The sequence below is a fragment of the Streptococcus sp. HMSC070B10 genome, assembly GCF_001808665.1.
Taxonomy (GTDB): Bacteria; Bacillota; Bacilli; order Lactobacillales; family Streptococcaceae; genus Streptococcus.
On record NZ_KV794152.1, the window covers coordinates 97751 to 120748 of the forward strand.

General features: G+C 41.0%; 24 protein-coding genes, 1 pseudogene and 1 riboswitch. Of the genes and pseudogenes, 20 read left to right on the plus strand and 5 right to left on the minus strand.

The features are described 5' to 3' along the window. Positions 1–73: 73 nt before the first annotated feature. Positions 74–865 carry a bifunctional hydroxymethylpyrimidine kinase/phosphomethylpyrimidine kinase gene (gene thiD, locus HMPREF2613_RS02065; RefSeq protein ID WP_070478634.1) on the minus strand — a complete coding sequence of 264 codons (792 nt, stop codon included), beginning with the start codon at positions 863–865 and terminating at the stop codon, positions 74–76. A gap of 83 nt (positions 866–948) precedes the next feature. Continuing rightward, positions 949–1047: riboswitch (TPP riboswitch) on the minus strand. Positions 1048–1230: 183 nt separating this feature from the next. Here thiD and HMPREF2613_RS02070 point away from each other — a divergent pair. The 6 genes from HMPREF2613_RS02070 (at position 1231) to manA (ending at position 7858) form a co-directional block, all read left to right on the plus strand. Next, positions 1231–1626, plus strand: a complete 396-nt coding sequence (locus HMPREF2613_RS02070; protein ID WP_070478636.1) for a CopY/TcrY family copper transport repressor — start codon at positions 1231–1233, stop codon at positions 1624–1626. A gap of 10 nt (positions 1627–1636) precedes the next feature. Beyond that, positions 1637–2008, plus strand: a complete 372-nt coding sequence (locus tag HMPREF2613_RS02075) for a cupredoxin domain-containing protein (protein ID WP_070478639.1) — start codon at positions 1637–1639, stop codon at positions 2006–2008. Between the two features lie 9 nt (positions 2009–2017). Then, positions 2018–4261, plus strand: a complete 2244-nt coding sequence (locus HMPREF2613_RS02080) for a heavy metal translocating P-type ATPase (RefSeq protein WP_070478640.1) — start codon at positions 2018–2020, stop codon at positions 4259–4261. Between the two features lie 212 nt (positions 4262–4473). Continuing rightward, on the plus strand, positions 4474–6249 hold the full coding sequence (gene spxB, locus HMPREF2613_RS02085; protein WP_070478642.1) for a pyruvate oxidase: 1776 nt from the start codon (positions 4474–4476) through the stop codon (positions 6247–6249). A gap of 154 nt (positions 6250–6403) precedes the next feature. Continuing rightward, entirely contained in the window at positions 6404–6751 is a 348-nt protein-coding gene (locus HMPREF2613_RS02090; protein WP_070478644.1) for a VOC family protein, read from the plus strand. Between the two features lie 162 nt (positions 6752–6913). Continuing rightward, entirely contained in the window at positions 6914–7858 is a 945-nt protein-coding gene (gene manA, locus HMPREF2613_RS02095; RefSeq protein ID WP_070478646.1) for a mannose-6-phosphate isomerase, class I, read from the plus strand. Positions 7859–7898: 40 nt separating this feature from the next. Here manA and HMPREF2613_RS02100 read toward each other — a convergent pair whose 3' ends face one another. Further along, positions 7899–9239: a sodium-dependent transporter gene (locus HMPREF2613_RS02100; protein WP_070478647.1), complete on the minus strand. Its 1341-nt coding sequence runs from the start codon at positions 9237–9239 to the stop codon at positions 7899–7901. Positions 9240–9579: 340 nt separating this feature from the next. Here HMPREF2613_RS02100 and HMPREF2613_RS02105 point away from each other — a divergent pair, with 340 nt between their 5' ends. Next, positions 9580–10320, plus strand: a complete 741-nt coding sequence (locus tag HMPREF2613_RS02105; RefSeq protein ID WP_070478649.1) for a MerR family transcriptional regulator — start codon at positions 9580–9582, stop codon at positions 10318–10320. 41 nt (positions 10321–10361) lie between these two features. Here the strand turns inward: HMPREF2613_RS02105 and HMPREF2613_RS02110 are convergent, their stop codons facing one another. Genes HMPREF2613_RS02110 through HMPREF2613_RS02120 form a run of 3 tightly spaced genes read right to left on the minus strand, consistent with a single transcriptional unit; the run spans position 10362 to position 13008 of the window. Further along, the gene (locus HMPREF2613_RS02110) at positions 10362–10883 is read right to left on the minus strand and encodes a DUF1697 domain-containing protein (RefSeq protein ID WP_070478650.1); all 522 of its coding nucleotides are present in this window, start codon (positions 10881–10883) and stop codon (positions 10362–10364) included. A gap of 48 nt (positions 10884–10931) precedes the next feature. Continuing rightward, positions 10932–12104, minus strand: coding sequence for an aminoacetone oxidase (locus tag HMPREF2613_RS02115; RefSeq protein ID WP_070479374.1), 1173 nt, complete (start codon positions 12102–12104; stop codon positions 10932–10934). Positions 12105–12162: 58 nt separating this feature from the next. Then, a complete protein-coding gene (locus tag HMPREF2613_RS02120) occupies positions 12163–13008 on the minus strand; it encodes a DegV family protein (protein ID WP_070478652.1) in 846 nt (281 codons plus the stop codon). Positions 13009–13132: 124 nt separating this feature from the next. On the opposite strand from HMPREF2613_RS02120, the gene HMPREF2613_RS02125 reads away from it, so the two are divergent. The 13 genes and pseudogenes from HMPREF2613_RS02125 to HMPREF2613_RS11260 all read left to right on the plus strand — a co-directional run. Beyond that, positions 13133–13690 carry a TetR/AcrR family transcriptional regulator gene (locus HMPREF2613_RS02125; RefSeq protein WP_070478653.1) on the plus strand — a complete coding sequence of 186 codons (558 nt, stop codon included), beginning with the start codon at positions 13133–13135 and terminating at the stop codon, positions 13688–13690. 18 nt (positions 13691–13708) lie between these two features. Then, positions 13709–14176: a deoxycytidylate deaminase gene (locus HMPREF2613_RS02130; protein ID WP_000136973.1), complete on the plus strand. Its 468-nt coding sequence runs from the start codon at positions 13709–13711 to the stop codon at positions 14174–14176. Between the two features lie 88 nt (positions 14177–14264). Then, positions 14265–14894 (plus strand): uracil phosphoribosyltransferase, encoded by a 630-nt coding sequence (gene upp / locus HMPREF2613_RS02135; RefSeq protein WP_000515974.1) that lies wholly within the window; start codon positions 14265–14267, stop codon positions 14892–14894. Between the two features lie 172 nt (positions 14895–15066). Then, on the plus strand, positions 15067–15657 hold the full coding sequence (gene clpP, locus HMPREF2613_RS02140) for an ATP-dependent Clp protease proteolytic subunit ClpP (protein WP_000613475.1): 591 nt from the start codon (positions 15067–15069) through the stop codon (positions 15655–15657). Between the two features lie 78 nt (positions 15658–15735). Further along, complete coding sequence (locus tag HMPREF2613_RS02145; protein WP_049492230.1) at positions 15736–16023, plus strand: YlbG family protein; 288 nt, start codon at positions 15736–15738, stop codon at positions 16021–16023. 67 nt (positions 16024–16090) lie between these two features. Next, entirely contained in the window at positions 16091–17251 is a 1161-nt protein-coding gene (locus HMPREF2613_RS02150) for an ABC transporter substrate-binding protein (RefSeq protein ID WP_070478656.1), read from the plus strand. Between the two features lie 116 nt (positions 17252–17367). Then, entirely contained in the window at positions 17368–18237 is an 870-nt protein-coding gene (locus tag HMPREF2613_RS02155) for a branched-chain amino acid ABC transporter permease (RefSeq protein WP_000941421.1), read from the plus strand. Positions 18238–18240: 3 nt separating this feature from the next. Continuing rightward, a complete protein-coding gene (locus HMPREF2613_RS02160; RefSeq protein WP_000662290.1) occupies positions 18241–19197 on the plus strand; it encodes a branched-chain amino acid ABC transporter permease in 957 nt (318 codons plus the stop codon). Next, positions 19197–19961 (plus strand): ABC transporter ATP-binding protein, encoded by a 765-nt coding sequence (locus tag HMPREF2613_RS02165; protein WP_001185995.1) that lies wholly within the window; start codon positions 19197–19199, stop codon positions 19959–19961. Before HMPREF2613_RS02160 ends, HMPREF2613_RS02165 begins: the two co-directional genes overlap by 1 nt. Further along, entirely contained in the window at positions 19961–20671 is a 711-nt protein-coding gene (locus HMPREF2613_RS02170; RefSeq protein WP_000062200.1) for an ABC transporter ATP-binding protein, read from the plus strand. Before HMPREF2613_RS02165 ends, HMPREF2613_RS02170 begins: the two co-directional genes overlap by 1 nt. Positions 20672–21030: 359 nt before the next feature. Next, on the plus strand, positions 21031–21687 hold the full coding sequence (locus HMPREF2613_RS02175) for a CBS domain-containing protein (protein ID WP_000268669.1): 657 nt from the start codon (positions 21031–21033) through the stop codon (positions 21685–21687). A gap of 108 nt (positions 21688–21795) precedes the next feature. Next, positions 21796–22891, plus strand: a protein-coding gene (gene prfB, locus HMPREF2613_RS02185) for a peptide chain release factor 2 (protein ID WP_148129931.1) whose coding sequence is annotated in 2 segments (ribosomal slippage) — positions 21796–21867 and positions 21869–22891 — 1095 coding nt in all. Because the reading frame shifts where the segments join, the coding sequence is not laid out codon by codon here. Between the two features lie 17 nt (positions 22892–22908). Continuing rightward, positions 22909–22998 (plus strand): annotated as a pseudogene (locus HMPREF2613_RS11260) (cell division ATP-binding protein FtsE); the annotation flags it as partial.

Genomic DNA, 22998 nt, shown 5'->3' on the forward strand with positions numbered 1-22998 from the left:
ACGTAGTTTGAAGAGATTTTCGAAGAGTATAAAAACTCTCTAATTCCCTTAAAGTGGGAACTAGAGAGTTTTTTTAATCTTTAAAGCTTGTATGGTTGACTGGGCCAGAACCATGACCGAGTTGAGGGGCATCTTGGATGGCTTTCGTGATAAAGGCCTTGGCTTTATCGACTGCTTGATAGAGGGTTTTCCCCTTGGCTAGTTCAGCAGTAATCACTGCAGCAAAGGTACATCCAGTACCATGTGTATGACAGGTTTGAATTCGTGGACTTTCCCAGACAAATTGGTCCTCCTTGGTAAAAAGGAAGTCTTTGGCACCACCTTCCAGATGACCACCTTTGATGACTACAGACTGAGGACCAAATTCTCTTAAAATCAGGCGACCGGCACGTTGCATGTCTTCGGGATCATGGATCGAGAAACCAACAATCTCTTCTGCCTCAGGAAGATTGGGTGTGATGATGGTTGCAAGGGGAAGCAGATTTGTTTTTAGGTAGGTTCTGGCACTGCTATCAATCAGGGTGTCTCCGCTCGTAGCGACCATAACAGGGTCAAGAACGTAGGGACAATCCAGCTTCTTAAGATAGGGCTGGATGATTTCCATTATTTCAGTAGTTGCCAACATCCCAGTTTTTACAGCCTGAGGCTTGATATCCGAAAAGACGCTGTCCAATTGGGCTTTCAACATTTGAGGAGAAACGTGCTCGATCAATTGAACGCCTCTGGTATTTTGAGCGACAAGACTGGTCACAACGGCCATTCCATAGACATCTCTAGCTTGGAACGACTTTAAATCAGCCATAATGCCAGCACCACCACTAGGGTCAGTCCCTGCAATGGTCAAAGCAACGGGTAAATAAGTCATCTAAAACCTCCCAACCAACTGAAGTTTGTATTCTTAAGAACAAGCTGGTCTGTTTTAGAAAGGTAATAGAAGACTGCTAGTCCCCATTATCATTTCCACTTCCATCAGCTAGCATTACCTAGATTGAGTCAAAGGGATCTAACAGTTGTTAATCTCAGCTTTACGCACCCCTAGTGGTTGTTTTCTTTTTTCTTTAGTATAGCATATTTTTATAGTTTATATAGTAAGATTTGACTACAAATCCTGTATTATATGGTTAAAATTCAATTTTTCAAAGAAAAGATTAATTTTATAGTTGACAAATGTCGATTACAGTAGTATACTAATAACTGTAATCGACAAATGTAGATTTTGGAGGTGTGCTAATGCAGATTTCAGATGCAGAATGGCAGGTCATGAAGATTATTTGGATGCAAGGGGAACAGACTAGTACGGATTTGATCAGGGTTCTGGCGGAGCGGTTCGACTGGTCCAAGTCAACCATTCAAACTCTTTTGGCTCGTTTGGTTGAGAAAGAGTGTTTGACTCGGAAAAAGGAAGGCAAGTTCTTTGTCTATTCAGCCCTTTTAACTTTGGACCAAAGTCAGGATTTACTTGTCCAAGATATCAAGGACAAGGTTTGTTCTCGTAGGATTAAGAACTTGTTGGCTGACTTGATTGCCGAATGTGATTTTACTCAGGCTGACTTGGAAGACTTGGAAGCTGTGATTTCTGAGAAGAAATCAAGCGCTGTAACAAAAGTAAAATGTAATTGTATGTAAAGGAGACGTCATGTTAAATACTATTGTAACCATTGTTTGTATTGCCCTTATCGCCTTTATCTTGTTTTGGTTTTTCAAAAAGCCTGAAAAATCTGGACACAAGGCCCAGCAAAAAAATGGCTACCAAGAGATTCGAGTGGAAGTCATGGGAGGCTATACGCCTGAGTTGATTATCCTCAAGAAATCTGTGCCAGCCCGCATTGTCTTTGACCGTAAGGACCCTTCACCCTGTCTGGACCAAATTGTTTTTCCAGACTTTGGTGTGCATGCGGACCTGCCTATGGGGGAAGAGTATATAGTGGAAATCACGCCTGAGCAAGCTGGAGAGTATGGTTTCTCTTGTGGCATGAATATGATGCACGGTAAGATGATTGTAGAATAGGAGAATGATATGACTGAAATTGTAAAAGCAAGTCTTGAAAATGGTGTTCAAAAAATCCGTATCACGGCAGACAAAGGCTACCATCCAGCTCATATACAGCTTCAAAAAGGGATTCCAGCTGAGATTACCTTTCATCGTACTACTCCTTCAAACTGTTATAAGGAAATTATTTTTGAAGAAGAAGGCATCTTAGAACCAATCGGCGTAGATGAGGAGAAAGTCATTCGTTTTACACCTCAAGAATTAGGTCAACATGAATTTTCTTGTGGTATGAAGATGCAAAAGGGAAGTTATACAGTTGTTGAGAAGACTCGAAAATCTCTATCACTTTTACAGCGTTTTTGGATTACTAGTATCTTTACTGTGCCTCTTGTGATTCTCATGATTGGTATGTCGACAGGAGGAATTAGTCACCAAGTCATGCGTTGGGGAACCTTTTTAGCCACAACACCGATTATGCTAGTAGCAGGTGGTCCTTATATCCAAAGTGCTTGGGCTAGTTTTAAAAAGCACAATGCCAACATGGATACCTTGGTTGCTCTGGGAACCCTAGTGGCCTATTTCTATAGCTTAGTTGCCCTCTTCGCTGGCCTCCCCGTTTACTTTGAAAGTGCTGCATTTATCTTCTTCTTCGTTCTTATGGGAGCCGTTTTTGAGGAGAAAATGCGGAAAAATACTTCCCAAGCTGTGGAGAAATTACTTGACTTGCAGGCTAAAACTGCAGAAGTCTTGCGTGAGGATAACTATGTTCAAGTCCCTTTGGAGCAAGTCAAGGTAGGTGACCTGATTCGAGTGCGTCCCGGTGAAAAGATTGCGGTTGATGGTGTCGTAGTAGAAGGTATCTCTAGTATTGATGAGTCTATGGTGACAGGTGAGAGTCTGCCTGTGGACAAGACAGTTGGAGATACCGTCATTGGTTCAACCATCAATAATAGTGGAACACTTGTTTTTAGAGCAGAAAAAGTTGGTTCAGAGACTGTTTTGGCTCAGATTGTGGATTTTGTGAAGAAAGCTCAGACAAGTCGTGCGCCGATTCAGGACTTGACGGATAAAATTTCAGGCATTTTTGTCCCAGCAGTTGTCATTTTAGGGATTGTGACCTTTTGGGTTTGGTTCGTCTTGCTCAGGGATAGTGTAGTTGTGCTTGGAGCGAGCTTTGTGTCTTCGCTTCTCTATGGAGTAGAAGTTCTGATTATTGCCTGCCCTTGTGCATTGGGACTTGCAACACCGACAGCCCTCATGGTGGGGACAGGTCGCAGTGCTAAGATGGGAGTTCTCCTTAAAAATGGAACGGTTCTACAGGAAATCCAGAAAGTTCAAACTATCGTCTTTGATAAGACCGGGACTTTGACAGAAGGGAAACCTGTGGTCACAGATATCATCGGCGACGAAGTAGAAGTGCTTGGATTGGCAGCTTCCTTGGAAGAAGCTTCTCAACACCCACTGGCTGAAGCCGTTGTGAAACGAGCGAGTGAAGCTGGACTTGAGCTTCAAACTGTTGAAAATTTCCAAGCCTTGCACGGAAAAGGTGTCTCAGGGCAAATCAATGGAAAACAAGTTCTGCTTGGAAATGCTAAAATGCTGGATGGCATGAACATTTCTAGCACTTATCAAGAAAAACTAGAAGAACTGGAAAAAGAAGCTAAGACAGTTGTTTTCTTGGCTGTGGACAATGAAATCAAAGGCTTGCTTGCTCTGCAAGATATTCCTAAGGAAAATGCTAAGCTTGCCATCGGTCAGTTGAAAAAACGAGGTCTTAAAACAGTCATGCTGACAGGAGACAATGCAGGTGTGGCGCGTGCTATTGCCGATCAGATCGGAATCGAAGAGGTCATTGCAGGTGTTTTACCAGAAGAAAAAGCCCATGAAATCCATAAACTACAAGCGATTGGAAAAGTAGCCTTTGTTGGTGACGGTATCAATGACGCTCCTGCCCTCAGTGTAGCAGATGTGGGGATTGCTATGGGAGCTGGAACAGATATTGCCATCGAGTCAGCAGATTTGGTGTTGACAACCAATAATCTTTTAGGAGTGGTTCGTGCCTTTGACATGAGTAAGAAAACCTTTAATCGAATTCTGCTCAATCTTTTCTGGGCCTTTATCTACAATGTCGCCGGAATTCCGATTGCAGCAGGAGTCTTTTCAGGTATTGGACTGGCACTCAACCCAGAACTAGCAGGGTTAGCCATGGCCTTTAGTTCTGTATCTGTGCTGACCAGTTCCCTTCTCTTAAACTTTAGTAAAATAGATTAAAAGCGGGCTTGCTCGCTTTTTTATTATAAAACAGAAACTAAAAACGTTTTCAAACTGTACTGTAATAGAGAATAAAAACTTCTGAGCAGATTCTTAGTAAAGTCAAAATAAATGTGATAAATTAGTAGTGTAAAAATTTGCTGAAACGTTTTCAAAAAATATATGAAACCTTTTTTAGTAGATTTAAAAATATTTGAAGGAGAGTTATCATTATGACTCAAGGGAAAATTACTGCATCTGCAGCAATGCTTAATGTATTGAAAACATGGGGCGTAGACACAATCTACGGTATCCCATCAGGAACACTCAGCTCATTGATGGATGCTTTGGCTGAAGACAAAGACATCCGCTTCTTGCAAGTTCGCCACGAAGAAACAGGTGCTCTTGCAGCGGTTATGCAAGCTAAATTCGGCGGCTCAATCGGGGTTGCTGTTGGTTCAGGTGGTCCAGGTGCGACTCACTTGATTAACGGTGTTTACGATGCAGCTATGGATAACACTCCATTCCTAGCAATCCTTGGATCACGTCCAGTTAACGAACTCAACATGGATGCTTTCCAAGAATTGAACCAAAACCCAATGTACAATGGTATCGCTGTATACAACAAACGTGTAGCTTACGCTGAGCAATTACCAAAAGTAATCGACGAAGCTTGCCGTGCTGCAGTTTCTAAAAAAGGTCCAGCTGTTGTTGAAATCCCAGTAAACTTCGGTTTCCAAGAAATCGACGAAAACTCATACTATGGATCAGGTTCATACGAGCGTTCATTCATCGCTCCTGCTTTGAACGAAGTTGAAATCGACAAAGCTGTTGAAATCTTGAACAATGCTGAACGTCCAGTTATCTATGCTGGTTACGGTGGTGTTAAAGCTGGTGAAGTGATCACTGAATTGTCACGTAAAATCAAAGCACCAATCATCACAACTGGTAAAAACTTTGAAGCTTTCGAATGGAACTATGAAGGTTTGACAGGTTCTGCTTACCGTGTTGGTTGGAAACCAGCCAACGAAGTGGTCTTTGAAGCAGACACAGTTCTTTTCCTTGGTTCAAACTTCCCATTTGCTGAAGTTTACGAAGCATTCAAGAATACTGAAAAATTCATCCAAGTCGATATCGACCCTTACAAACTTGGTAAACGTCATGCCCTAGACGCTTCAATCCTTGGTGATGCAGGTCAAGCAGCGAAAGCAATCCTTGACAAAGTGAACCCAGTTGAATCTACTCCATGGTGGCGTGCAAACGTTAAGAATAACCAAAACTGGCGTGATTACATGAACAAAATCGAAGGTAAAACTGAGGGTGAATTGCAATTGTATCAAGTTTACAATGCAATCAACAAACATGCTGATCAAGACGCTATCTATTCAATCGACGTAGGTGACACTACTCAAACATCTACTCGTCACCTTCACATGACACCTAAGAACATGTGGCGTACATCTCCACTCTTTGCGACAATGGGTATTGCCCTTCCTGGTGGTATCGCTGCTAAGAAAGACAATCCAGATCGCCAAGTATGGAACATCATGGGTGACGGTGCATTCAACATGTGCTACCCAGACGTTATCACAAACGTTCAATACGACCTCCCAGTTATCAACGTTGTCTTCTCAAATGGTAAATATGCCTTCATCAAGGACAAATACGAAGACACAAACAAACACTTGTTTGGTTGTGACTTCCCTAATGCTGACTATGCGAAAATCGCTGAAGCGCAAGGTGCTGTAGGATTTACAGTTGACCGTATCGAAGACATCGATGCAGTTGTTGCAGAAGCTGTTAAATTGAACAAAGAAGGTAAAACTGTTGTGATCGATGCTCGCATCACTCCACACCGTCCACTTCCAGTAGAAGTACTTGAATTGGATCCAAAACTTCACTCAGAAGAAGCAATCAAAGCCTTCAAGGAAAAATACGAAGCAGAAGAACTCGTACCATTCCGTCTCTTCTTGGAAGAAGAAGGTTTGCAATCACGCGTAATTAAATAATTCCTCTCGTCGAAAATCAAATGTAAACTGCGTTATCTTCACCTTGCCGTACTTCAGTACTGCCTGCGGTTCGATGCCTTGTTTATTCTTTGATTTTCTTAGAGCGAAACTTGAAAAGATCGGAGCAATCCGGTCTTTTTATGGAGGATAGTAAATGAATTTAAATCAATTAGATATTATCATTTCAGATGTTCCCCAAGTCTGTGCTGACTTGGAGCGTATTTTGGATAAAAAAGCTGATTATGTTGACGATGGTTTTGCGCAGTTCACGATTGGCAGTCACTGTCTCATGTTGTCCCAAAATCATTTGGTTCCTTTGGAAAACTTTCAGTCAGGAATCATTCTTCATATCGAGGTTGAGGATGTAGACCAGAACTACAAACGGTTGAAAGAGCTTGGTATCACAGTTTTAAACGGCCCAGCTGTAACTGATTGGGGAACAGAGTCCTTATTAGTTAAAGGCCCTGCTGGTCTAGTGATTGATTTTTATCGTATGAAATAGGACATAGTAGAGTTTGATCGCCAACAAAAGTTATAGCATAAGAAGGGTTTTATTCACTATTTTTATAAAATCTTCTCCCTACTTTATATAATAGGAAAAAGAGTTCAATAAGACCTAGCTTTTTGCTATAATGAGGGGAGAAAAATCAGACAGGAGAATATGATGTCAGAACCATTATTTTTACAATCAGTTATGCAAGAAAAAATCTGGGGGGGAACCAAGCTACGTGATGAGTTTGGCTATGACATCCCAAGTGAAAAAATAGGGGAATACTGGGCCATCTCAGCTCATCCAAATGGAGTTTCAAAGGTGGCAAATGGTCGTTACGAAGGAACAGACCTAGCTACTTTGTATGCGGAACACCGTGAATTGTTTGGCAATCGTCCAGAACCTGTATTTCCACTTTTGACCAAAATCCTCGATGCCAACGACTGGCTCAGCGTCCAAGTTCACCCAGACGATGCCTATGGACTAGAGCACGAAGGCGAACTGGGAAAAACAGAATGCTGGTACATCATCGCTGCGGATGAAGGTTCAGAGATTATCTACGGCCACAATGCCAAGTCAAAAGAAGAACTCCGTCAGCAAATCGAAGCGAAAGACTGGGATGGTCTATTAACAAAAGTCCCTGTTAAGGCTGGAGATTTCTTCTATGTTCCAAGTGGCACCATGCACGCTATTGGTGCGGGCATCTTGATTCTTGAAACCCAACAGTCTAGTGATACCACCTATCGCGTCTATGACTTTGACCGCAAGGACGACAAGGGTAACTTGCGTGAACTTCACCTTGAAAAATCCATTGATGTATTGAACATTGGTGAGCCTGCAAATAGCCGTCCTGTGACTGTCAAAGCAGATAATTTACGTTCCACTCTCCTTGTATCCAATGATTTCTTTGCAGTTTACAAGTGGGACATTACTGGAAAAGTTGATTTTGAAAAGACAGCCGACTATAGCTTGTTTAGTGTCTTGGCTGGTCAAGGTCAACTGACTGTTGACGGAAAAAACTATCCAATCCAAAAAGGTAGCCACTTTATCCTACCAAGTGATGTTGAAACTTGGACCTTGGAAGGGCAAGGTTTGGAATTGATTGTTAGCCATCCATAAAAAAGAAAGGGCCTGAGTTCACTACTCAAGTCCTTTTTGATTACATAAATTGGGCAATGAAGACCACGATGATGATGATTGGAATGATGAAACGAAGAAGGAATAGCCAGACTTGGAACAGTCCTTGTTTCCACACTGTTTCATCGAGATGGAGTTCTTCCATTGCAAGTGTCTTCTTAAAGATGTAGCCAGTAAAGAGTGAAAGGCAGAGAGCTCCAAATGGCATAAGAAGATTAGAAACCAAGAAATCCATAGCATCAAAGAAGGTCTTCCCAAAAATGTGAACATCCACCATAACACCGTAAGACAGGGCTGAAGGAATTCCAAAGACAAAGGTTAAGATTCCTAAAATAGCACTCCATTTAGCACGCTTACTGTTGTCCTGGTTGGTGATATTGCCCACATTGATTTCCAGCATAACGACGGAAGAAGTGACTGTCGCAAAGAGGAAGAGCAAGAGGAAGAGAATGTAGAAAATGGTTCCAAAAGGCATCTTGTCAAAGAGTTGAGGCAAGACGATAAAGAGCAAGCTCGGTCCCCCTTCAGACTGGATATTGAATGCTGACATAGCTGGGAAAATGGCGAGACCTGCCATGATGGATACCGAGATATTCATGACTACGATGGAGATTCCTGATTGGACCAGATTGGTTTTCTTGTCCAAGTAAGAAGCATAGGTCAGCATGGCTGTAACTCCTAGTGAGAGGGCAAAGAAAGATTGTCCCAGAGCATAGAGGAGACCAGCACTTGTCAGCTTAGAGAAGTCTGGTTTTAGGAAGTAAAGAACCCCTTCCATGGCATTTGGCAAACTGAGAGAACGACCGATGATGACGACAAAGATGATAAAGAGCAGGGGCATCATAACCTTAGATGCTCTTTCAATCCCTTTTTGAACACCACGTGATACAATAAAGATATTCAACAGGATAAAGGCTGCTTGAGCTCCTAGGGCAATGACTGGATTTGAAATGATTGAAGTAAATAACTGAGCATAATCACCCGTTCCACCAAGCTGGAACAATTTCCCAAACTCAATACCCAGATAAACCAGAATCCATCCTCCAATAACACTGTAGAAAGATAAGAGGATAAAGAGGGCAAAGGCACCAATCCAACCGATAAAGTTGTACTTGCCACTCTTGCCCAGTTTTCCAAAGGTTTTAATCCCAGAGACACCAGCACTTCGGCCGAGGGCAAATTCAGCTAGCAAAAGGGGAAAACCGATTAAAATAGTGGAGATAAGAAAGACCAGTAAAAAGCCTCCACCACCATTAGCAGCAGTCATGTAGGGGAATTTCCAAACGGCACCAAGTCCGATGGCTGAACCAGCAGATGCTAGGATAAAGCCCAGTTTAGAACCCCATTGCGATTTTTCAGACATAGTTAAACTCCTAAAATTAGTGTTACAAAAGAAAAAGCTACTGCCCTTGGCAAATAGCCTCATCAGTACTTAAAATGAGCGTTTATTTTGATTGACAGACTTGACTATCCTATCATGTTTTCTAAGGTCTGTCAAGAAAACCATTTTCATGTTATGATAAAGTAAAAAATTTCGTAAAAATGCTTGACTCTGACCTAGGGGGAGGGGTTATACTATCAATGTAATACTCTTCGAAAATCAAATTCAAACCACGTCAGCGTCGCCTTACCGTACTCAAGTACAGCCTGCGGCTAGCTTCCTAGTTTGCTCTTTGATTTTCATTGAGTATAAGGAGGAAATCATGTACCATATAAAAGAAGCTGCGCAGCTTTCGGGCGTCTCTGTCAAGACCCTACACCACTACGACAAGATAGGACTCTTAGTTCCTTTAAAGTCGGAAAACGGCTATCGAACCTACAGTCAGGAGGATTTGGAACGCCTTCAGGTCATTCTTTACTACAAATATCTAGGCTTTTCTTTAGAAAAAATAGCAGAGCTATTAAAGGAAGATAGGACAGATTTATTGCCCCATCTGATTAGGCAGTTGGACTATTTGACTCGAGAAAGGGAACATCTGGATACCTTGATTTCAACCTTGCAGAAAACCATTCAAGAACAAAAAGGAGAAAGAGAAATGAGCATTCAAGAGAAATTTGCTGGATTTAACTACCAAGACCATCAAAAATACCACCAAGAGGCGGTAGAGAAATATGGACAAGAAGTCATGGACCAAGCGCTCGAGCGCCAAAAAGGTCACGAAGACGAAGCTACGGCTGCCTTCAATCAAGTCTTTCGAGCCTTGGCACAAAATCTTCAAGCTGGTTTACCTGCAACAGCAACTGAAAACCAAGAGCAAGCAGCCAAGCTCTTGCAAGCCATTCGTACTTATGGATTTGATTGTTCTGTTGAGGTCTTCGGATATATCGGCAAGGGATACGTCTATAATCCAGAGTTTAAGGAAAATATTGATAAATTTGGACCTGGTACAGCCCAGTACACATCAGATGTGATCGCTCATTATGTCCAAACTCAGACAAAATAAAATCGGAGGAGTATTCTTCCGATTTTTACTAAATTCAAGCACTACTTGCTTAATAATTTTTCTACCACATTTAGTTTTCGCATGGTCAAATCTACATTAAAAAGCTTTTCAAGATAGTTGGTATGGAGTTTCTTTTGTTTAGCAGTTCTAGGGAGATAGAGGTAAAGGCAGTGGTTACCGATACAAATTTCTTCTTCACCGTAATCAATTTTCAATTTGTCTAAAGGGAGGCTTTGAATAGATTCTTGATAAAAAATCACGTGTATACGGTCATAAAGATAGTGTTCTCCAAAAGGGTTTTCTTGGACAATGTTTTTAAAAATATCCTTATTCTTAATGATTATTTTGAGATCGGCTCCAATCTTTTTCTTTATTAGAGTATGAACCTGTTCTCGTATTTTTTCTAAGGCTAAGTTACTTTCAAGAATGATATTCCCACTTTGAATATAGGTTCGAACTTGTTGAAAACCGGCTTCTGTTAAGATATCTACTAGATAAGACATTTTAGGGATAGCATTTTTTCCATTAGGAGTTACTCCCCTTAACAAGATAATATGTTCCAAAGGACTTCCTTTCTTTTGGGGCTGATTTAGCCATTGAATAATTTAGATTTAGATTGGGTTTGATCCCGCAACCCAACCAGTGCAGAGGGCAGAAGTGATGTTAAAGCCACCCGTATGAGCATTGATATCCAGTACCTCACCAGCAAAGTGGAGGCCAGGTACCAGCTTACTTTCAAGGGTTTTAGGGTTGATTTCCTTAAGACTGACACCACCCTTGGTAACAAATGACTTGGCAAGAGACATTTTACCAGTCACAGGGATTTTGAGGGCCTTAATAGACTGGAGAAGTTGTTCTTGTTCCTTTTCAGTCAACTGTTTGACTTTGTCAGGATATCCTTGTACAAAAAATTCTGCCAAACGCTCTGGTAACAAGGTTTTTAAGGCATTTTTCAAGGATTTTTCACGATTCTCTTCTAGAAATGCAGCCAAATCCTTCTCAGAAAGTTGAGGTAGAACATCTAGTGAGAGAACCTCCCCACCCTTGACAAAACTAGACATACGCAGGGCAGCAGGGCCTGACAAACCAAAGTGGGTAAAGAGCAAATCGTGAGTGATGACATGCTTACCATAGCTTAAGGTCACATCGTCCAGCGAAATACCCTGCAAGACCTTGTGTGGAAAATCTGTTAATAATGGACTCTCAGCTGCCTCAAGCTCGGTAATGGTATGTTTGAAATGACGGGCAATCTCGTGACCAAAACCAGTTGAACCAGTAGAAGGATAGGATTTTCCACCAGTTGTGACAATGAGTTTCTTACAAGTGAAGGTTTGGTCAGTTGATTTAAGGATAAACTGGTCGTCTACCTTTTTAACCGAAACAATTTCTGTTTGAGTAGCAACTTGACCACCTAGCTCAGTGATTTTCTTTTCCAAGGCTTCGATAATAGTCCGAGACTTGTCACTAGCAGGAAAGACGCGCCCGTGGTCTTCAACCTTGAGTTTAACCCCATTTTCTGTAAAAAAGTTAATGATATCATGGTTATCAAATTGGGAGAAGACACTGTAAAGAAAGCGCCCGTTTCCAGGGATGCCAGCTAGCAGGTCGTCCAAGCTACCATTGTTGGTCACATTGCAACGTCCACCACCAGTCCCAGCTAATTTTTTACCAAGTTTCCGATTTTTTTCGATGAGGAGGGTTTTCTGTCCATAAAAGCTACTGGAAATCGTAGCCATCATACCAGCAGGTCCCCCACCGATGACAATAGTATCAAAATGTTTCATAGCTCTATTGTACCACAAAAAAACAAGAGATGATGGTCACCTCTTGTCTAGAATGCAATTAATCAATTTCATATCCCATCAGCAAACCGCCATCTTCTGCATAGAAACTGCAGAGACCAGAGGTTGGGATAATTTTAATATCCGCCTGTGGGAAGGTTTCAAGGATTCGCTCTGAGAGCTGTTGGCAACATTTCTCGTTATTGCGTTGGGCCATGATAATACGTCCACCAGCATATCCAGCCTTCACCAACTCTTCATAGGCCGCCTGAACTGATTTCTTTGCTCCTCTTGCTTTTTGTAGCAATTCGAGAGTTCCGGTTTCACTAGCTTCTCCAACCATACGGATGTTGAGAAGGCCAACGACCGTACCGATAAGTTTACTCAAACGGCCATTCTTCACCAAGTTATCGACTTTGGCTAGGACAAAGAGCAACTTGGTTTTTTCTTGATAAGCAGTGATAGCTTCAACCACTTCTTCAAAAGATAGGCCCTGGTCAATCAAGTCATTTAATTTTTCTACGAGCAAGTCAACTTCCCCGCCAGCAGACAAACTATCAATCACATGAATCTTAGTGTCAGGATGTTCTTCCAGATAAATATTCTTAGCTAGTTGAGCACTATTGTGGCTGCCAGAAAGAGTACCAGTAATGGTTACTAGTAAAATGTTTTTGGCACCTTCAAATGCTCGCAAATAATCATCTGGGCTTGGACAAGCTGATTTTGAAGCTTCTGCGGTTGCATACATAGTTTCCATCATTTGGTCAATGTCAAGACTGGCATCATCAATAAAGACCTGATCAGCTACTTGAATGGTTAAGGGGACACTTACAAAGGTTGTGTCAATAGCTGGTCTTGCCAGCTGACGATAATCACAACCAGAGTCAGCAATAATCTTCCAAGTCATAGAAATTCTCCATCTTTGTCAGTTATACATTGACAAAGGTTCTGTCTTTTTTTACAATTATATCATGAAAACCCTTGAAACAAAAGTCTCATCCGTCTGTTGTGACAAGTAGAAAGAAAATGTTATGTCTGAACGTAGAATCTCTGAAAAATCTCTTGAAAATCTCAGAAAATCAAACCAAGAATCCAATTTATTAACCAGAGAAGCCATTGAAACAGCCCTCTTGCAACTCTTGGAAAAAAAGGACCTGACCAGGATTAGTATTTCTGAATTGGTCAAGCGTGCAGGCGTTTCGCGTGCGGCCTTTTATCGCAATTATGATTCTAAAGAGGAGATTTTAGAAAGCGTCTTTAAACGAACTGTCCACAATATCATGGAACAGCTTCATCATTACGATCTAAAGACAGACCTTTATCTGGTCTGGGTTCACCTTTTCCGGGAGGCAAGGAAGGAAGCCAGAGTGATTCAACTGGCCTTGGATTACCATCTGGAAAAAATCTTTGTCCAAGCCATGCAGGAATTTTTAGAAAAATACCATGGAAAATCAAAAGGTGTCAGCTCTTATCTTCATTCCTTTTGGAGTTCAGCCATCGTTTCTGTCCTTTTAAAATGGATCAAGGATGGCATGAAGGTACCAGCTGAAAAGATTGCAGACTTACGGTTACCATTTTTTAAAAAATAGAGAAAAAGGAGAAGAGATATGACTGAAAAAAGACTAGCCTGGGATGAGTATTTTGCAGCCCAAGCCCTACTGATTGCCAATCGTTCCACCTGTAAACGTGCCAAAGTGGGCGCAATTCTGGTAAAGGATAATAAGGTGATTTCCACTGGTTACAATGGTTCGGTGTCAGGGACTGAACATTGTATTGACCACGAATGTCTGGTCATTGAAGGCCACTGTGTTCGCACCCTTCACGCTGAGGTTAATGCTATTCTCCAAGGTGCAGAACGTGGGGTTCCTAAAGGTTTTACAGCCTATGTAACCCATTTTCCTTGTCTGAACTGTACAAAACAATTGCTTCAGGTCGGCTGCAAGCGCGTGGTTTATATCAACCAGTACCGAATGGATGACTATGCCCAATACCTTTATCAAGAAAAAGGGACAGAATTGACCCATTTACCACTTGAGACAGTACAGGCAGCTCTTAAAGAGGCAGATTTAATGTAAAAATTATCAAAAATAAATGGTTTAGAAAGATTTTTAAACCGTTTTTTGGTATAATAAGAAGAATAAATTGAAAGAAGGAATTCCAAAAATGGGAAAAATTGAAGTTATTAATCATCCACTGATTCAACACAAATTGTCAATCTTGCGTCGTACAGATACTTCTACAAAAGCTTTCCGTGAGCTAGTAGATGAGATTGCAATGTTGATGGGGTATGAAGTACTTCGTGATCTTCCACTAGAAGATGTGGAAATCGAAACTCCAATTACAAAAACAGTTCAAAAACAATTGGCAGGTAAGAAATTGGCTATCGTTCCAATCTTGCGTGCAGGTATCGGGATGGTTGATGGGCTCTTGAGCTTGGTTCCAGCCGCTAAAGTTGGCCACATCGGTATGTACCGTGATGAAGAAACCCTTCAACCAGTTGAGTACTTGGTGAAATTGCCTGAAGATATTGACCAACGTCAAATTTTTGTCGTTGATCCAATGTTGGCAACAGGTGGCTCAGCAATCTTGGCTGTTGATTCTCTTAAAAAACGTGGCGCATCAAATATCAAATTTGTCTGCCTTGTATCTGCTCCAGAAGGTGTTAAAGCCCTTCAAGAAGCTCATCCAGATGTAGAAATCTTTACAGCAGCCTTGGATGAACGTTTGAACGAACACGGTTATATCGTTCCAGGTCTTGGAGATGCTGGAGACCGCTTGTTCGGTACAAAATAAAATTAAAAAGAGATTGACTTGAAAAAGGATTTCCAGTCGTGAAAGGAGGTTGAATTTTTGTTTCTGTCTAATGAAAACAGAGCAAAAATTTGACCTTTTTTGACCAAGATATTATAATAGTCTTATCTTCAGTCATTTGACCAACAAAAATAAAACTCAAAAGGAGAAATGAATGATTCCTGTAGTTATTGAACAAACAAGTCGTGGAGAACGTTCCTACGATATTTACTCACGTCTTCTCAAAGACCGCATCATTATGCTGACAGGCCCAGTTGAAGACAACATGGCCAACTCAGTTATTGCCCAATTGCTTTTCTTGGATGCCCAAGATAGTACAAAAGATATTTACCTTTATGTCAATACACCTGGGGGTTCCGTTTCAGCTGGTTTGGCAATCGTTGATACTATGAACTTTATCAAGGCTGATGTCCAAACTATCGTTATGGGAATGGCTGCATCTATGGGGACGGTCATCGCATCAAGTGGAGCAAAAGGTAAACGTTTCATGCTTCCAAATGCTGAATACATGATCCACCAACCAATGGGTGGTACAGGTGGTGGTACTCAACAAACTGATATGGCGATCGCTGCAGAACACTTACTTAAAACTCGTAACACCTTGGAAAAAATCTTGGCTGAAAATTCAGGTCAGTCAATCGAAAAAGTCCATGCAGATGCAGAACGCGATAACTGGATGAGCGCCCAAGAAACACTTGAATATGGCTTTATTGATGAAATCATGGCCAACAATTCATTGAACTAATGATGAAAGAAGGCAAACTCGACTGGGTTTGCTTTTTTTGGTATAATAGGGAGAGATTTCTTAGAAAGAGGATTTATCATGTTTGAAAAAGTCAATCGATCTGGCTTGATTATCTATCTTTACTATAATCGTGATGCCAAAAAACTGCAGGATTATGGAGATATTACCTATCATTCCAAGAAACATCGTTACTTACAACTCTATGTTCCAACTCAAGAAGTGGAGCAATTGGTCGGACACTTGAGCAAGGAAAAATTTATAAAAAAAGTCAGAGTTTGTCATATCCAAGAGCTGGAAACACCCTTTGTGGGTAATCTCTATCGAGAGGAAAACGTTATCATCGAAAAAGTTCAAGAAAAGTGTTGACAATTTTCTGATAATTCGGTATATTCTTAACATGCTATTTATTTAAGAAATAAGGAGACAAAAAAAGATGAAGAAAAAATTTGCCCTATCGTTTGTGGCGCTTGCAAGTGTAGCTCTTCTTGCAGCCTGTGGAGAAGTGAAGTCTGGAGCGTCAAACGCTGCTGGTAACTCAGTAGATGAAAAGACAATCAAAATCGGATTTAACTTCGAGGAAACTGGTGCCGTAGCAGCCTACGGTACATCTGAACAAAAAGGTGCCCAACTTGCTGTTGATGAAATCAATGCAGCAGGTGGTATCGATGGAAAACAAATCGAAGTAGTTGATAAAGATAACAAGTCTGAAACAGCTGAGGCGGCTTCAGTAACAACTAACCTTGTAACCCAATCTAAAGTATCAGCAATCGTAGGACCTGCGACATCTGGTGCAACTGCAGCTGCTGTAGCGAACGCTACAAAAGCAGGTGTTCCATTGATTTCGCCAAGTGCGACTCAAGATGGATTGACTAAAGGTCAAGATTACCTCTTTATCGGAACATTCCAAGATAGCTTCCAAGGAAAAATTATCTCAAACTATGTTACTGAAAAATTAAACGCTAAGAAAGTTGTTCTTTACACTGACAATGCCAGCGACTATGCTAAAGGTATTGCTAAAGCCTTCCGTGAAGCTTACAAAGGTGAAATCGTTGCAGATGAAACTTTCGTAGCAGGTGACACAGACTTCCAAGCAGCCCTTACAAAAATGAAAGGGAAAGACTTTGATGCTATCGTTGTTCCTGGTTACTACACTGAAGCTGGTAAAATTGTAAACCAAGCGCGTGGTATGGGAATTGACAAACCAATCGTTGGTGGTGATGGATTCAACGGTGAAGAGTTTGTACAACAAGCAACTCCTGAAAAAGCATCAAACATCTACTTTATCTCAGGCTTCTCAACTACTGTAGAAGTTTCTGCTAAAGCAAAAGCCTTCCTTGAGGCTTACCGTGCTAAGTACAATGAAGAGCCTTCAACATTTGCAGCCTTGGCTTATGACTCAGTTCACCTTGTAGCAAACGCAGCAAAAGGTGCCAAAAACTCAGGTGAGATCAAAGACAACCTTGCTAAAACAAAAGACTTTGAAGGTGTAACTGGTCAAACAAGCTTCGATGCAGACCACAACACAGTCAAAACTGCTTACATGATGACCATGAACAATGGTAAGGTTGAAGCAGCAGAAGTTGTAAAACCATAATAGAAAAATGCTGAAATAGGGAATGAGCCTCTGACTCACTCCCTGTTTCGATGTTTAAGAACCTATCAAAAATTGAGGGAAAACCCTCGAAATTATAAATAGAAAGAGTGAATCTTATGCTCCAACAACTAGTAAATGGTTTGATTCTAGGTAGTGTATATGCACTGTTAGCCCTAGGATATACCATGGTTTATGGAATTATCAAGCTCATCAACTTCGCCCACGGTGATATTTATATGATGGGAGCCTTTATCGGTTATTTCTTGATTAATTCTTTCCAAATGAATTTCTTTGTAGCTCTTATTGTAGCTATGCTAGCGACAGCCATTCTTGGTGTCGTGATTGAGTTCCTTGCTTACCGACCTTTGCGTCACTCTACTCGTATTGCTGTTTTGATTACAGCTATTGGGGTTTCTTTCCTATTAGAGTATGGTATGGTCTATCTGGTTGGTGCCAATACTCGTGCCTTTCCTCAAGCGATTCAAACAGTTCGCTATGATTTGGGTCCAATTAGCCTAACAAACGTGCAGTTAATGATTTTAGCCATTTCCTTGATTTTGATGATTTTGTTACAAGTCATTGTTCAAAAGACTAAGATGGGGAAAGCCATGCGTGCAGTATCCGTAGATAGCGATGCAGCGCAATTGATGGGAATCAATGTAAACCGTACTATCAGCTTTACCTTCGCTTTGGGTTCAGCTCTTGCGGGTGCAGCTGGTGTTCTGATTGCCCTCTATTATAACTCTCTTGAGCCTTTGATGGGGGTTACTCCAGGTCTTAAATCTTTCGTTGCCGCTGTACTTGGCGGTATCGGAATTATTCCTGGTGCGGCTCTTGGTGGATTTGTGATTGGTCTATTGGAAACCTTTGCGACAGCCTTTGGGATGTCAGACTTCCGTGATGCAATTGTTTATGGAATCTTGTTGTTGATCTTGATTGTCCGCCCAGCTGGTATTCTTGGTAAGAATGTGAAAGAGAAGGTGTAAACGATGAAGGAAAATTTAAAAGTTAATATTCTATGGTTACTCCTTTTGTTAGCTGGCTATGGCTTGATTAGTGTACTGGTTTCAGTTGGAGTACTCAATCTATTCTATGTACAGATTTTACAACAAATTGGAATTAATATTATTCTGGCTGTTGGTCTCAACTTAATCGTTGGTTTTTCAGGACAATTTTCACTTGGGCATGCTGGTTTCATGGCGATTGGTGCCTATGCAGCAGCTATTATTGGTTCTAAATCACCAACCTACGGTGCCTTCTTTGGAGCTATGCTGGTAGGGGCTTTGCTTTCAGGAGCAGTTGCCTTGCTTGTCGGAATTCCAACCTTGCGTTTGAAGGGCGACTATCTTGCGGTAGCGACTCTAGGTGTTTCTGAAATTATCCGTATCTTTATCATCAATGGCGGAAGCCTTACAAATGGTGCGGCAGGTATCTTGGGAATTCCTAACTTTACAACTTGGCAAATGGTTTACTTCTTTGTCGTGATTACAACCATTGCAACATTGAACTTCTTGCGTAGCCCGATTGGTCGATCAACCCTATCCGTTCGTGAGGATGAAATCGCTGCTGAGTCAGTTGGGGTTAATACGACTAAAATTAAAATCATCGCCTTTGTCTTTGGTGCCATTACTGCAAGTATTGCAGGATCACTTCAGGCAGGATTTATCGGTTCAGTTGTACCGAAAGACTACACTTTCATCAACTCAATCAACGTTTTGATCATTGTTGTATTTGGTGGCCTTGGTTCCATTACAGGTGCGATTGTTTCGGCTATTGTTCTGGGGATTTTGAATATGCTTCTCCAAGATGTTGCTAGTGTGCGTATGATTATCTACGCTTTGGCCTTGGTATTGGTAATGATTTTCAGACCAGGTGGACTTCTTGGAACATGGGAATTGAGCCTATCACGTTTCTTTAAAAAATCTAAGAAGGAGGAACAAAACTAATGGCATTACTTGAAGTAAAACAGTTAACCAAACATTTTGGCGGTCTAACAGCTGTTGGAGATGTGACTCTTGAATTGAACGAAGGGGAATTGGTTGGACTAATCGGTCCAAACGGAGCTGGAAAAACCACTCTTTTCAACCTCTTGACGGGTGTTTATGAACCAAGTGAGGGAACTGTTACCCTTGATGGTCACCTTTTGAATGGAAAGGCACCTTATAAGATTGCTTCTTTGGGCCTTGGACGTACTTTCCAAAATATTCGTCTCTTTAAAGATTTAACAGTTTTGGATAATGTTTTGATTGCCTTTGGCAACCATCACAAACAACATGTTTTTGCTAGTTTCTTACGCCTACCAGCTTTTTACAAGAGTGAAAAAGAATTGAAAGCTAAGGCTTTGGAATTACTGAAAATCTTTGATTTAGATGGTGATGCAGAAACTCTTGCTAAAAACCTTGCCTACGGACAACAACGTCGTTTGGAAATTGTTCGTGCCCTTGCTACGGAACCTAAAATTCTCTTTTTGGATGAACCAGCAGCAGGTATGAACCCGCAGGAAACAGCAGAATTGACTGAGTTAATTCGTCGTATTAAAGATGAATTTAAGATTACAATCATGCTGATTGAACACGATATGAATCTGGTTATGGAAGTTACAGAACGCATCTACGTACTTGAATACGGTCGCTTGATTGCTCAGGGAACTCCAGACGAAATTAAGACCAATAAACGTGTTATCGAAGCTTATCTAGGAGGTGAAGCCTAATGTCTATGTTAAAAGTTGATAATCTTTCTGTGCATTACGGCATGATCCAAGCAGTCCGTGATGTAAGCTTTGAAGTGAATGAAGGAGAAGTTGTTTCCCTTATCGGTGCCAATGGTGCAGGTAAGACAACCATTCTCCGTACCTTGTCAGGTTTGGTTCGACCAAGCTCAGGAAAGATTGAATTTTTAGGTCAAGAAATCCAAAAAATGCCAGCTCAGAAAATCGTGGCAGGTGGTCTTTCACAAGTACCAGAAGGACGCCACGTCTTCCCTGGCTTGACAGTTATGGAAAATCTAGAAATGGGAGCTTTCTTAAAGAAAAATCGTGAAGAAAATCAAGCAAACTTGAAGAAGGTTTTCTCACGTTTCCCACGTCTTGAAGAACGCAAGAACCAAGATGCAGCCACTCTTTCAGGAGGGGAACAACAAATGCTTGCCATGGGACGCGCTCTTATGTCAACACCAAAACTTCTCCTCTTAGATGAACCATCAATGGGACTTGCCCCAATCTTTATTCAAGAGATTTTTGATATCATTCAAGATATCCAGAAGCAAGGAACAACTGTCCTCTTGATTGAACAAAATGCCAATAAAGCACTCGCTATCTCTGACCGAGGATATGTACTGGAAACAGGGAAAATCGTTCTATCAGGAACAGGAAAAGAACTCGCCTCATCAGAAGAAGTCAGAAAAGCATATCTAGGTGGCTAAAAAGGTCCGAAGGACCTTTTTAGTCGGCGGATGAAGATTGCGAAGCAATCATCAAATCCAGTGGATTGTTTTAGTCGGCAGATGAAGATTACGAAGTAATCATCATTATAGTCCGGGGGACCTTTTTAGTTGACAGATATAGATTGTAAAGCAATCTTTATCTACATTAAAAGGTTAATTTCTAATAATTGAAAAAAATGAAATGAAACGTTTCTTACATTCATTCACAGAGCTCGATTTCAGAGCTCTTTTTGCTAGCTTATTCATACTTTTCTGAATTTTGAAAAAGAAATGTAAGCGTTTGATAGATTTACAAAAAGATTGTATAATAGGGATAAGAATAGAAAAGGAGAAGTCTCATGGCAGTTAAAGATTTTATGACCCGTAAGGTAGTGTATATTAGTCCAGATACAACAGTATCTCATGCAGCAGATTTGATGAGAGAGCAAGGATTGCACCGCTTGCCTGTTATCGAAAATGATCAATTAGTTGGTTTGGTAACTGAGGGAACCATTGCCCAAGCAAGTCCATCAAAAGCAACCAGTCTTTCTATCTATGAGATGAACTATCTTCTAAATAAGACAAAAGTAAAAGATGTCATGATTCGCGATGTTGTCACTGTTTCAGGCTATGCGAGTCTTGAGGATGCAACTTATTTGATGTTGAAAAATAAGATTGGTATTCTTCCTGTAGTAGATAACCATCAAGTCTATGGGGTTATTACAGACCGTGACGTTTTCCAAGCCTTTCTTGAAATTGCTGGTTATGGAGAAGAAGGGATTCGTGTTCGCTTTGTAACAGAAAATGAAGTTGGTGTTCTTGGAAAAATTGTTTCTCTAATTGTTGAAGAAAATTTGAATATCTCCCATACAGTAAATATTCCTCGTAAGGATGGTAAAGTGATTATCGAAGTTCAAATTGATGGATCAATTGATTTACCAGCCTTGAAAGAAAAATTTGAAGCAGAAAATATTCAAGTAGAAGAGATTACACGTACTTCAGCAAAAGTCTTGTAAGAAGGGAAGCCGAAAGGCTTCTTTTTACGTTTAATAAGGGATTAGAGCAAAAGATGGAAAGAAATGATAGATTATGGTATAATAAAACGATATAAAAAAGGAGTATTTATGGACATTTCAGAAATTCGTCAGAAAATTGACGCAAATCGTGAAAAATTAGCTTCTTTCAGGGGGTCTCTTTGACCTCGAAGGTTTAGAGGAAGAGATTGCCATCTTGGAAAACAAGATGACAGAACCTGATTTTTGGAACGATAATATCGCGGCCCAAAAAACGTCGCAGGAATTAAATGAATTAAAAAATACCTACAATACCTTCCATAAAATGGAAGAGTTGCAGTATGAAGTTGAAATTTTATTAGATTTTTTAGCTGAAGATGAGTCGGTGCATGAAGAATTGGTTGCAAAGTTATCAGAACTCGATAAAATGATGACTAGCTATGAGATGACCCTTCTCTTGTCAGAACCTTATGACCATAATAATGCGATTTTGGAAATCCATCCAGGATCCGGTGGTACTGAGGCTCAGGACTGGGGTGATATGTTGCTTCGTATGTACACTCGCTATGGAAATGCCAAAGGCTTTACAGTGGAAGTATTGGATTACCAAGCAGGAGATGAAGCTGGGATCAAGTCAGTAACCTTATCATTTGAAGGACCTAATGCCTATGGTCTTCTCAAGTCAGAAATGGGTGTTCACCGCTTGGTGCGAATCTCACCATTTGATTCTGCCAAACGTCGCCATACTTCTTTTACATCAGTAGAAGTGATGCCAGAATTGGATGATACCATTGAAGTAGAGATACGTGAAGATGATATCAAGATGGACACCTTCCGTTCAGGTGGTGCTGGTGGACAGAACGTCAATAAAGTTTCAACAGGTGTGCGTTTGACACACATTCCTACTGGGACTGTTGTCCAGTCAACAGTCGATCGTACTCAGTATGGAAATAGAGATCGTGCCATGAAGATGTTGCAGGCTAAGCTCTATCAAATGGAGCAAGAAAAGAAAGCTGCGGAAGTTGATTCCCTCAAAGGTGAGAAAAAGGAAATCACATGGGGAAGTCAAATCCGTTCTTATGTTTTCACGCCTTATACTATGGTAAAAGATCATCGAACTAGCTTTGAAGTTGCGCAGGTAGATAAGGTTATGGATGGGGACCTAGATGGTTTTATCGATGCCTACCTCAAGTGGCGAATCAGCTAAGATAGAAAGGAACTTACATGTCAATCATTGAAATGAGAGATGTCGTCAAAAAATACGACAACGGAACGACTGCTTTGCGAGATGTCTCAGTCACTGTTGAACCCGGG